The following is a 12,285-nucleotide window of genomic DNA, read 5'->3' as shown; positions in this document are numbered from 1 at the left end:
GAGTCCAAAGGCCGGTTGCAGGGTAAACCTCTGGATTCTACCCGCAAGCCGTGACCGCAAAATACAAACGGCCCGCGCGCGGCGGGCCGTCAGGCGTCGTGGCGTCGTGGGATCAGGCCGGCGTCATGCCGCTGTGGCGCAGCAGCGCGTCGATGCGCGGGGCGCGTCCGCGGAAGGCGGCGAAGGATTCCGCCGCCGGGCGCGAGCCGCCCACGGCCAGCACCTCGCGCCGGAAGCGCGCGCCGGTGGCGGGGTCCAGCGTGCCCAGCGCGTTGCCGGCCTGCAGGGCGGCGGCTTCCTCGAAGGCCTCGTAGGCGTCGGCCGACAGCACCTCGGCCCACTTGTAGCTGTAGTAGCCGGCGCCGTAGCCGCCGGCGAACAGGTGCGAGAAGGCATGCGGGAACCGGTGCCAGGCCGGCGGGAACAGCACCGCCACTTCCTTGCGCACTTCCTGCAGCAGCTCCATCACCTCGGCGATCGAGGCGCCGGTGGCGCGGTCGTGCATCAGCATGTCGAACAGCGCGAACTCGATCTGGCGCACCGTCTGCATGCCGCTCTGGTAGTTGCGGGCGGCGACCAGGCGGTCGTAGAGCGCGCGCGGCAGCGGCTCGCCGGTGTCGACGTGGGCAGACAGCTTCTGCACCACGGCCCATTCCCAGCAGAAGTTCTCCATGAACTGCGAAGGCAGTTCGATGGCGTCCCATTCCACGCTGGCGAACGCGGACGCGCCCGGCTCGTCGACCTCGGACAGCAGGGCATGCAGTGCGTGGCCGGTTTCATGGAACAGCGTGATGACGTCGTCGTGAGTCAGGACCGCGGCCTTGTCGCCGTTGGGGCGCGAGAAATTGCAGGTCAGGTAGGCGATGGGCGTCTGCAGGCGGCCGGCCACGACCCGGCGGGTGCGCTCGCTGTCGACCCAGGCGCCGCTTTGCTTGCCGGCGCGCGCGTACAGGTCCAGGTACAGATGGCCGATGAGCTTGCCGTCCGGGCTTTCCACGCGCACGCCGCGCACGTCGGCATGCCAGGACGAGACCGGGGTTTCCTGCAGGCGCACGTCGAAAAGCGTCTCGATGACCTCGAACAGGCCGGCCAGCACGCGCGGTTCGGTGAAATACTGCTTCACCTCGTCCTCGGAATAGGCGTAGCGCGACTCGCGCAGGCGTTCCGAGGCAAAGGGCACGTCCCAGGGCTGCAGTTCGTCCAGGCCCAGTTCGGCGCTGGCGTAGGCCTTGAGTTCGGCCAGGTCGCGTTCGGCGAACGGCTTGGCGCGCGCGGCCAGGTCGCGCAGGAACACGGTGACTTCGCGCGCGTCACGCGCCATGCGGGTCTGCAGGCGCAGCGCCGCGAACGTGCCCAGGCCCAGCAGGCCGGACTCTTCGGCGCGCAGCGCCAGCAGTTCTTCGATCAGCGGGGAATTGTCGTAGCGCGCGTCGCCCTGTTCGGAGGCCACCGTGCCGTAGCCGCGGTACAGCGCCTCGCGCAGCGAGCGGTCCTGCGCGTACTGCATCACGGGCAGGTAGCAGGGCATTTTCAGCGTCAGCTTCCAGCCCGGCTTGCCGTCTTCCTCGGCGGCGGCGCGGGCCGCGGCCCGCACGTCGGCGGGGATGCCGGCCAGGCGCGATTCGTCCTCGACCAGCAGCGACCAGGCGTCGATCGCGTCCAGCACGTTCTCGGAGAACTTCTGCGAAGCCTGGGCCTCGCGGTCGGAAATGGCGGCGTAGCGTTCCCGGTCGGCGCCCTGCAGCTCCACGCCGCTGAGGCGGAAGTCGCGCAGCGCCATGTCGACGATGCGGCGGCGCACCGGCGTCCAGGACGCGAAATCGGGGGCGGCGGCCAGGCGCTGGTATTGCTTGTACAGGCCTTCGTGCAGGCCGACCCAGGTGGAGAATTCGGTGACCAGGGGCAGGGCGGCGTTGTAGGCCTCGCGCAGCTCCGGCGTATTGACCACGGCGTTCAGGTGGCCGGCCACCGACCAGGCGCGCCACAGGCGTTCCGAGGCGGTGTCCAGCGGCTCGACCACGGCTTCCCAGGTCGGCGCCAGTTGCGGGTCGGCGGCCGCGTCCACGGCCTGGCGGGCGATGCCCAGCAGCTGCTCGACGGCCGGCACGATGTGCGCGGGCTTGACGGCCGCGTAATCGACGAGGTCGGAGACTGGGGCGAGCAGGGGATTCTGGGTCATGGTGTTACAGGCTGGAAAGGGGTGAACGGCGCCCGGGCGCCGGCAAGGGCATGAGAATCAGGTGAGGGCGATCTGCCCGAACGCAAGGGCAGATCGCAGGACCGGCGCCGCGGCCAGGGCGGCCGCCGGCGCGCCGGCCGTCAGGCCGCGGCCCGTTCCGCCGCCTCGACGGTATTGACCAGCAGCATCGCGATGGTCATGGGGCCCACGCCGCCCGGCACGGGCGTGATGGCGCCGGCCACTTCCTTGGCGGAAGCGAAGTCCACGTCGCCGCAGAGCTTGCCGTCGGCGCCGCGGTTGATGCCCACGTCGATGACGACGGCGCCGGGCTTGATCATCGAGCCGTCGATCATGCCGGGCTTGCCGGTGGCGACCACCAGCACGTCGGCGCGGCGGGTCTGCGCCGCCAGGTCGCGCGTCTTGGAGTTGCAGATGGTGATGGTGGCGCCGGCCTGCAACAGCAGCATGGCCATCGGCTTGCCGACGATGTTGCTGGCGCCGACGATCACGGCCTCGGCGCCGCGCAGCGCCACGCCTTCGGATTCCAGCATCTTCATCACGCCGTAGGGCGTGCAGGGGCGGAACAGCGGCTGGCCGGTCATGAGCAGGCCGGCGTTGCTGATGTGGAAGCCGTCCACGTCCTTCTCGGCCGCGATGGCCTCGATGACCTTGTGCGAGTCCATGTGCTTGGGCAGCGGCAGCTGCACCAGGATGCCGTGGATGGACGGATCGCGGTTCAGTTCGCCGATGCGGGCCAGCAGTTCGGCCTCGGGCATGTCGGCGGGATACTGCTCTTTCACGGAATGCAGGCCGGCCTTTTCGCAGGCGGCGACCTTGTTGCGCACGTAGACCTGGGAGGCGGGGTCTTCGCCCACCAGCACCACGGCCAGGCCGGGGCGGGTGCCCTTGGCGGCCAGGGCGGCGACGCGTTGGGCGACTTCTTCGCGGATGCGCTGCGACAGGGCGGCGCCGTCAATAATCCTGGCTGTCATGCATGAGCCTCGGGTTTGGCCAAGGCCACTTTCATCAAATCTGCAACAGTGGTCACTTCAAGTTTTTCCATGATGTTGGCGCGGTGCGCCTCGACGGTCTTGATGCTGATGCCCAGGTCGTCGGCGATCTGCTTGTTCAAGCGGCCGGCGACGATGCGCTCCAGCACCTGTTGCTCGCGCGCGGTCAGGCGCGCCAGCATGGCTTCGTGGTCCTTCTGGGCCTGGTGCTTGCTGACGCGCTGCGTCGCCTGCTCCAGCATGCGCGCCACGATTTCGCGCAGATCGGATTCGTTGAACGGCTTTTCCAGGAAGTCGACCGCGCCTTTCTTCATGGTGGACACGGCCATGGGCACGTCGCCGTGGCCGGTGATGAAGACGATGGGCAGCGGCGCATTGCGGGCGATCAGCTGTTCCTGCAGTTCAAGGCCGCTCATGCCGGGCATGCGCACGTCGGCGATCAGCACGCCGACCTGGCTGGCGTCGTAGTCTTCCAGGAACGATTCGCCGCTGGCGTAGGCGCGAACGCGGTAGCCATTGGCCTCCAATAGCCAGCGCAGCGAATCGCGTACCGCTTCGTCGTCGTCGACAATGAATACCGTGCTCGACAGGGGGGGCGTGTTCATGCGTGCAACTCCTCGGACTGATCGTTCTGGGCCTGCGTCTGGGTCGCAGCGCAGGGCAGGGTAAAGCGGAAGATGGTGCCGCCGGCGGGGTTGGGGTCTGCCCACAGGCGGCCGTGGTGCGATTCGATAATGGTACGGCAGATATTCAGCCCCATGCCCAGGCCCTGGGTCTTGGTGCTGAAGAAGGGTTCGAACAGGCGCTCGGGCTCGGCCAGGCCGTGGCCGCGGTCGACCACGGCCACTTCGATATGCTGGTCGTGCAGGATCACGGCGACCTTGAGCTCGTCGGATTCGCTCTTTTCCATGGCCTCCAGCCCGTTCTTCAGCAGGTTCAGCAGCACCTGCTCGATCAGGATGGGGTCGGCCAGCACGTCCGGCGCGTTCGACGGCACGAAGCTGTCGATGCGGATGCGGCGCTTGCGCGCGTCGATCTCGGCGAAGCCGATGGCGTTGTCGACGATGCGGCCGATGGCCACGCGCTGGCGGCGCGGCTCGCTGCGCTTCACGAATTCGCGGATGCGGCTGATGATCTTGCCGGCGCGCTCGGCCTGCGAGGCGGCCTTTTCCAGTGCCGGCAGCAGCATGTTGGGGCTGGTGTGGCCGGCCTTGACCAGGGCCACCGCGCCCATGCTGTAGTTGGCGATGGCGGTCAGCGGCTGGTTCAGTTCGTGCGCCAGCGAGGAGGCCATTTCGCCCATGGTGGTCAGGCGGCTGGTGAGCTGGATCTTCTCCTGCTGCACGCGCGAGGCTTCCTCGTGGACGCGGCGCTCGGTGATGTCGCGCGCCACCTGCATGCGCACGCGGCGCCCGTCGGTCCAGGCCAGCATGCGGTGGTGCACCTCGAACCAGCGCTGCACCGAAGGCGCGAAGACTTCGACCGACTCGTCGGTGAAGCGGCCGCGGCGGCCGGCCAGCAGCTCGTCGTGGCCGCCGGTCTGGGCGCCGAAGACGCGGCGGTAGGTGCGGTTGGCGAACAGCAGCTCCAGGCCGTCGTGGGTGTCGGCGGTGACCGAGATGGCGTCGTCCAGGCCTTCCAGCACCGTCATGAAGCGTTCATGCGCGGCGGTCAGCGCCTCGCGGATGCGCTTGGGTTCGGTGATGTCGGTCATGGAGGTCATCCAGCCGATCTGGTTGCCGTTGGGGTCGAGCAGCGGCGAGACGTACATGCGGGCGGTGAAGCGCGAGCCGTCGCGGCGCTGGGCCTCGACTTCCAGGCCGCTGCTGGGCGTCTTGCCCGACATCAGCACGTCCAGCGTGTGCTGGTGCTGCTCGTGGCGGCCCGGCACCCAGTAGGGGAAGGGCGGGCTGCGGCCGATCAGGTCGGCCTCGTTCCAGCCGATCATGCGGCAGAAGGCCGGATTGACATAGGCGATGCGGCCTTCCATGTCGAGCACGCGCATGCCGGTGGACATGGAGTTTTCCATGGCCCGGCGAAAACCCGTTTCCGCGATCAGCGCGGCCTCGGCCGACGAGCGAAAGCGCGTATAGCGCCACAGCATCAGCAGGCTGATGACGATCACGCAGGACAGCGCCAGCACCACCCAGATCAGGCGCTGCTGGCGCATTTCCTGGTCGATCGTCACGAACATGACGCTGTCGTCGTGGATGCGCTGCAACCAGAAGAACACCGCCATCACGCAGATATAGAGGATCAGCACCATGGCGGGCGTGACCCAGTACACCCCGCGTCGGCGCGTGCGGGCGTGGTCGTGGAACGGCGTGGGTATATTGGACTTGGGCGCGCTGGACATGGAATTCGGGCCAGATAGACCGGGCATTTTAGTGCCTATTGGCGGTGAATTGCCGGGAATCGACACCTGCTTTTGGAGGACATATCCAAAGGGATGAAAAGATGGCGTTCAGTTTCTGGTCAACTTTCCATATTATGAAATGCCGTACCGCAACATGAAATTTTCCTTGCGACCGGTTATCCTTCCTTCTTAGAATGCCGGCTGATAGGGAACCCCTGACCGGGCCCCTGGCAGCTCTCTGTACACCCCGACCCATGCATGACATGGTAGCCCGGATGATCCCGGCTACCATGGCATGTCCGCGAGCAGACAAGAAGCGGGTGTGGTCACGAACGAACCCAACAGGAGACACACGATGTCCTCTTTCGCCCAGGCTGGCGCCGTGCAGGCCGCCAACGACGAAGACACCCTAGAAACCCAGGAGTGGCTCGAAGCCCTGGCGGCAGTCCTCGACCGCGAAGGACCGCAGCGCGCCCACTACCTGCTCGAACGCCTGATCGATGAGGCGCGCCGTTCCGGCGCCCACATCCCGTTCTCGCCCAACACCGCCTACGTCAACACCATCCCGCCCGGCCTGGAGCCGGCGCATCCGGGCAACCTGGAACTGGAAGCCCGCATCCGTTCGTACGTGCGCTGGAACGCCATGGCCATGGTGGTCAAGGCCAACAAGCACAATCCGCCCGACGGCGGCGACCTGGGCGGCCACATCGCCTCCTTCGCCTCGCTGGCCACCATGATCGGCTGCGGCCAGAACCACTTCTGGCACGCCGAGGACGAAAACCACGGCGGCGACCTGGTCTACTTCCAGGGCCACACCTCGCCCGGCATGTACGGCCGCGCCTACCTCGAAGGCCGCCTGACCGAAGACCAGCTCAACCACTTCCGCCAGGAAGTCGACGGCAAGGGCCTGTCCTCGTACCCGCACCCCAAGCTGATGCCGGACTTCTGGCAGTTCCCGACGGTGTCGATGGGCCTGGGCCCGCTGATGGCCATCTACCAGGCGCGCTTCCTGAAGTACCTGCACGCCCGCGGCATCGCCGACACCAGCAAGCGCAAGGTCTGGGTGTTCTGCGGCGACGGCGAAATGGACGAACCCGAGTCGCTGGGCGCCATCGCCCTGGCCGCGCGCGAAAAGCTCGACAACCTGATCTTCGTGATCAACTGCAACCTGCAGCGCCTGGACGGCCCGGTGCGCGGCAACGGCAAGATCATCCAGGAACTGGAAGGCGACTTCCGCGGTTCGGGCTGGAACGTGATCAAGCTGATCTGGGGCGGCTACTGGGACCCGCTGCTGGCCCACGACAAGGAAGGCATCCTGCGCCAGATCATGGAAGACACCGTGGACGGCGAGTACCAGGCGTATAAGGCCAACGACGGCAAGTTCGTGCGCGAGAACTTCTTCGGCAAGCACCCCAAGCTGCTGGAAGCCGTGTCGCGCATGAGCGACGAGGACATCTGGCGCCTGAACCGCGGCGGCCATGACCCGCACAAGGTGTTCGCGGCCTTCGACGCGGCCACCAAGCACGAAGGCCAGCCCACCGTGATCCTGGCCAAGACCATCAAGGGCTACGGCATGGGCCACGTCGGCCAGGCCAAGAACCCGACCCACCAGCAGAAGAAGCTGGAGCTGGATTCCATCCGCGAATTCCGCGACCGCTTCGCCATCCCCATCCCGGATGACAAGCTGGCCGATCTGCCGTACTTCAAGCCGGCCGACGATTCCCCCGAAATGAAGTACCTGCACGAGCGCCGCGCCGCGCTGGGCGGCTACCTGCCGCACCGCCGCCAGAAGGCCGACGAGCAGCTCAAGGCCCCGGCGCTGGACGCCTTCAAGGCCGTGCTGGAGCCCACCGCGGAAGGCCGCGAAATCTCCACCACCCAGGCTTTCGTGCGCATCCTGAACCAGATCCTGCGCGACAAGGAACTCGGTCCGCGCGTCGTGCCCATCCTGGCCGACGAATCGCGCACCTTCGGCATGGAAGGCCTGTTCCGCCAGATCGGCATCTACGCGCCGGAAGGCCAGAAGTACACCCCGGTCGACAAGGACCAGGTCATGTACTACAAGGAAGCGGCCGACGGCCAGCTCCTGCAGGAAGGCATCAACGAAGCGGGCGCCATGAGCTCGTGGATCGCGGCGGCCACGTCGTACTCCTCGAACAACCGCATCATGATCCCGTTCTTCATCTACTACTCGATGTTCGGGTTCCAGCGCATCGGCGACCTGGCCTGGGCGGCCGGCGACATGCAGGCGCGCGGCTTCCTGCTGGGCGGCACCGCCGGGCGCACCACGCTCAACGGCGAAGGCCTGCAGCACGAAGACGGCCACAGCCACATCCTGGCCTCGACCATCCCCAACTGCGTCTCGTACGACCCGACCTTCGGCCACGAACTGGCCGTGATCATCCAGCATGGCCTGAAGCGCATGGTGGAAGACCAGGAGAACGTGTACTACTACCTGACGGTGATGAACGAAAACTACCCGCAGCCCGGTCTGACCAAGGGCGACGAGGAAGGCATCATCCGCGGCATGTACAAGCTGAAGTCGCACGGCAAGGGCAAGAACCGCGTGCAGCTGATGGGCTCGGGCACGATCCTGCGCGAAGTGCTGGAAGCGCAGCAGCTGCTGGAAGCCGACTGGGGCGTGGCCTCCGACGTCTGGAGTGTCACCAGCTTCACCGAGCTGCGCCGCCACGGCCTGGACGCCGAGCGCCATAACATGCTGCACCCCGAGGACAAGAAGCCGCAGGTCGCCTACGTCACCGAACAGCTGGCCGGCACGGAAGGCCCGATCATCGCGTCGACCGACTACATGAAGCTGTACGCCGACCAGATCCGCCCCTTCATCCCCAAGGGCCGCGAATACAAGGTGCTGGGCACCGACGGTTTCGGCCGTTCGGACTTCCGCTACAAGCTGCGCGAGCACTTCGAAGTGGATCGCCACTTCGTCGTCCTGGCCGCGCTGCGCGCGCTGGCCGATGAAGGCAAGGTGCCCGTCGCCAAGGTGGCCGAAGCCATCAAGAAGTACGGCATCAACCCGAACAAAGCCAACCCGCAATACGCCTGAGGGTAAAAAGACATGAGCGATATCGTGCAAATCAAGGTTCCCGACATCGGCGACTTCAAGGAAGTGGAAGTCATCGAGGTCCTGGTTGCGGTGGGCGATACGATCAAGGCCGAACAAAGCCTGATCACCGTCGAATCCGACAAGGCCTCGATGGAGATCCCGGCCTCGCAGGGCGGGGTGGTGAAGTCCATCAACGTCAAGGTCGGCGACAAGGTCGCCGAAGGCACGGTGGTGCTGGAAGTGGAGGCCGCCGACGGCGCTGCCGCGCCGGCCGCCAAGGAAGCCCCGAAGCAGGAAGCGCCCAAGGCCGAATCCCAGCCCGCCGCCGCGCCCGCGGCCAAGGCCGAAGCCGCCGCGCCGGCCGCCGCCAGCGGCCCGGTCGAGATCCAGGTGCCCGACATCGGCGACTTCAAGGAAGTCGAAGTCATCGAAGTCATGGTCCAGGTCGGCGACACCATCAAGCCCGAGCAAAGCCTGATCACGGTCGAGTCCGACAAGGCCTCGATGGAAATCCCGGCCTCGCAGGGCGGGGTGGTCAAGGAAGTGAAGGTCAAGGTCGGCGACAAGGTCGCCAAGGGCTCGGTCGTGGCCGTGGTGGAGGGCGCCGCGCCCGCCGCCGCCCCGGCCGCCAAGGCCGAAGCCGCGCCGGCGCCTGCCGCCAAGGCTGAAGCCGCGCCCGCGCCGGCGGCCGCCGCCCCGGCTCCCGCCCAGCGTCCGGCCCCCACCGCCGCGCTCGAAGACGCCAACCTCAAGCCGGGCCAGCTGCCGCACGCCTCGCCGTCGGTGCGCAAGTTCGCCCGCGAACTGGGCGTGAATCTCAGCAAGGTCAAGGGCACCGGTCCCAAGGACCGCATCACCGCCGACGACGTGCGCGCCTTCGTCAAGCAGGCGCTGGCCTCCGGCGCCACCGCGGCCGCCGCGGGCGGCTCGGCCGACGGCGCCGCGCTGGGCCTGCTGCCCTGGCCCAAGGTCGACTTCACCAAGTTCGGCCCGATCGAAGCCAAGCCGCTGTCGCGCATCAAGAAGATCTCGGGCGCCAACCTGCACCGCAACTGGGTCATGATCCCGCACGTCACCAACAACGACGAAGCGGACATCACCGACCTGGAAGCGCTGCGCGTCACGCTGAACAAGGAAAACGAAAAAGCGGGCATCAAGGTCACGATGCTGGCCTTCCTGATCAAGGCCGTGGTCGCGGCCCTGAAGAAGTTCCCCGAGTTCAACGCCTCGCTCGACGGCGACAACCTGGTGCTCAAGCAGTACTACCACATCGGCTTCGCCGCCGACACGCCCAACGGGCTGGTGGTGCCGGTGATCCGCGACGCCGACAAGAAGGGCATCCTGCAGATCGCCCAGGAGATGACCGAGCTGTCCAAGAAGGCCCGCGAAGGCAAGATTTCCCCCGCGGAAATGCAGGGCGGCTGCTTCTCGATCTCGTCCCTGGGCGGCATCGGCGGCACCTCGTTCACGCCCATCATCAACGCGCCCGAAGTGGCCATCCTGGGCGTGTCGCGCTCCTCGCACAAGCCGGTCTGGGACGGCAAGCAGTTCGTGCCGCGCCTGATCGTGCCGCTGTCGCTGTCCTATGACCACCGCGTCATCGACGGCGCCGCGGCCGCCCGCTTCAACGCCTATCTGGGCGCCTTGCTGGCCGACTTCCGCCGCATCGCGCTGTAAACGGGGAGCCTCATGAGCAATACCGTTCAAATCAAAGTGCCGGACATCGGCGACTTCAAGGAAGTCGAAGTCATCGAAGTGCTGGTCGCCGTGGGCGATACCATCAAGGCCGAGCAAAGCCTGATCACCGTCGAATCCGACAAGGCCTCGATGGAAATCCCGGCCTCGCAGGGCGGCGTGGTCAAGTCCGTCAACGTCAAGGTCGGCGACAAGGTCGCCGAAGGCACGGTGGTGCTGGAAGTGGAGGCCGCTGACGCCGCCGCCGCGCCGGCCGCCAAGCAAGCCCCGAAGCAGGAAAGCCCCAAGGCCGCCGAGGCGCCCAAGGCGGCGCCTGCTGCCGCTGCCGCCGCGCCCGCCGCGGCCAGCTTCAAGGGCGCGGCCGACGGCGAATACGACATGCTGGTGCTGGGCGCCGGCCCCGGCGGCTACTCCGCCGCCTTTCGCGCCGCCGACCTGGGCCTGTCCGTGGTCCTGGTGGAACGCTACGACACCCTGGGCGGCGTCTGCCTGAACGTGGGCTGCATCCCGTCCAAGGCGCTGCTGCACAACGCCGCCATCATCGACGAAGCGCGCGAGCTGGCCGCCCACGGCATCAGCTTCGGCGAGCCCAAGATCGACCTGGACAAGCTGCGCGGCTACAAGGACAGCGTGGTCGCCAAGCTGACCGGCGGCCTGGCCGGCATGGCCAAGGCCCGCAAGGTCACCGTGGTGCACGGCGTGGGCGAATTCGCCGACCCCAACCACCTGACGGTCAAGGCCGCCGACGGCAAGACCCAGACCCTGCGCTTCAAGCAGGCCATCATCGCCGCCGGCAGCCAGTCGGTGAAACTGCCGTTCCTGCCCCAGGACGACCGCATCGTCGATTCCACCGGCGCCTTGCTGCTGCGTGAAATCCCCAAGAAGATGCTGATCATCGGCGGCGGCATCATCGGCCTGGAAATGGGCACCGTGTACTCCACGCTGGGCGCGCGCCTGGACGTGGTCGAAATGCTCGACGGCCTGATGCAGGGTGCCGACCGCGACCTGGTCAAGGTCTGGCAGAAGAAGAACGCCGGCCGCTTCGACAACATCATGTTGAAGACCAAGACCGTCGGCGCCGAAGCGAAAAAGGACGGCATCTACGTCAGCTTCGAAGGCGAGGGCGCGCCCAAGGAGCCGCAGCGCTACGACCTGGTGCTCCAGGCCGTGGGCCGCAGCCCCAACGGCAAGAAGATCGGCGCCGACAAGGCCGGCATCGCCGTGACCGACCGCGGCTTCATCGAAGTCGACCGCCAGATGCGCACCAACGTGCCGCACATCTACGCCATCGGCGACATCGTCGGCCAGCCCATGCTGGCCCACAAGGCCGTGCACGAAGGCCACGTCGCGGCCGAGGCCGCCGCCGGCCAGAAGTCCTTCTTCGACGCCCGCGTCATCCCGTCGGTGGCCTACACCGATCCGGAAGTGGCCTGGGTCGGCCTGACCGAAGACGAAGCCAAGAAGCAGGGCGTCAAGATCGAGAAGGGCGTCTTCCCCTGGGCCGCCTCCGGCCGCGCCATCGCCAACGGCCGCGACGAAGGCTTCACCAAGCTCATCTTCGACGCTGAAACCCACCGCATCCTGGGCGGCGGCATCGTCGGCACCCACGCCGGCGACCTCATCAGCGAACTGGCCCTGGCCGTCGAAATGGGCGCCGACGTCGTCGACATCGCCAAGACCATCCACCCGCACCCCACCCTGGGCGAATCCGTGGGCATGGCCGCCGAAGTCGCCGAAGGCGTCTGCACGGACTTGCCGCCGATGAAGAAGAAGTAAGCAGGCGGCGGTTCGCCGCCGATGTTGCTGATAACGAGCGCCGGTTCCTGAATGGGGGGCCGGCGCTTGTTTTTTGAAGCGGTGTCAGGGGTTGGCTTGCTGGGGCTTGTTGATGGCCTCAAATTGCCGCATTGCTACCGCGTCGATGGCTCCAGCCTCATGAAGCGTGGCAAGTTCGTCACGGAGCGAATCAATGATTTCGCTC

General features: G+C 67.0%; 7 protein-coding genes. 3 read left to right on the top strand and 4 right to left on the bottom strand.

The window, feature by feature from the left end; genetic code table 11:
• Window positions 1-112: 112 nt before the first annotated feature.
• The 4 genes from AC1IQ6_RS15675 to AC1IQ6_RS15660 all read right to left on the bottom strand — a co-directional run bounded on the left by AC1IQ6_RS15675 (window position 113) and on the right by AC1IQ6_RS15660 (window position 5,545).
• Entirely contained in the window at window positions 113-2,179 is a 2,067-nt protein-coding gene (locus AC1IQ6_RS15675) for a M3 family metallopeptidase (RefSeq protein ID WP_485864898.1), read from the bottom strand.
• Window positions 2,180-2,319: 140 nt separating this feature from the next.
• Window positions 2,320-3,171 (bottom strand): bifunctional methylenetetrahydrofolate dehydrogenase/methenyltetrahydrofolate cyclohydrolase FolD, encoded by an 852-nt coding sequence (gene folD / locus AC1IQ6_RS15670; protein ID WP_485864897.1) that lies wholly within the window; start codon window positions 3,169-3,171, stop codon window positions 2,320-2,322.
• Entirely contained in the window at window positions 3,168-3,794 is a 627-nt protein-coding gene (locus tag AC1IQ6_RS15665) for a response regulator transcription factor (protein WP_102770874.1), read from the bottom strand. Before AC1IQ6_RS15665 ends, folD begins: the two co-directional genes overlap by 4 nt.
• Window positions 3,791-5,545, bottom strand: a complete 1,755-nt coding sequence (locus AC1IQ6_RS15660) for a PAS domain-containing sensor histidine kinase (RefSeq protein ID WP_043545732.1) — start codon at window positions 5,543-5,545, stop codon at window positions 3,791-3,793. The genes AC1IQ6_RS15665 and AC1IQ6_RS15660 overlap by 4 nt, the downstream gene beginning before the upstream one ends.
• A gap of 355 nt (window positions 5,546-5,900) precedes the next feature.
• Between AC1IQ6_RS15660 and aceE the strand changes: the two genes are divergently transcribed.
• The 3 genes from aceE to lpdA are packed head-to-tail and all read left to right on the top strand — an operon-like array spanning window position 5,901 to window position 12,080.
• On the top strand, window positions 5,901-8,609 hold the full coding sequence (aceE, locus tag AC1IQ6_RS15655) for a pyruvate dehydrogenase (acetyl-transferring), homodimeric type (protein ID WP_102770875.1): 2,709 nt from the start codon (window positions 5,901-5,903) through the stop codon (window positions 8,607-8,609).
• Window positions 8,610-8,621: 12 nt separating this feature from the next.
• Entirely contained in the window at window positions 8,622-10,286 is a 1,665-nt protein-coding gene (aceF, locus tag AC1IQ6_RS15650; protein ID WP_102770876.1) for a dihydrolipoyllysine-residue acetyltransferase, read from the top strand.
• A gap of 12 nt (window positions 10,287-10,298) precedes the next feature.
• Window positions 10,299-12,080 carry a dihydrolipoyl dehydrogenase gene (lpdA, locus tag AC1IQ6_RS15645; RefSeq protein WP_485864896.1) on the top strand — a complete coding sequence of 594 codons (1,782 nt, stop codon included), beginning with the start codon at window positions 10,299-10,301 and terminating at the stop codon, window positions 12,078-12,080.
• Window positions 12,081-12,285 lie beyond the last annotated feature (205 nt).

It is taken from the genome of Achromobacter sp. MUI-25009338, assembly GCF_057359325.1.
The sequence above is the reverse complement of the archived record's forward strand: the minus strand, read 5'-3'. Positions and strand labels throughout refer to the sequence as shown.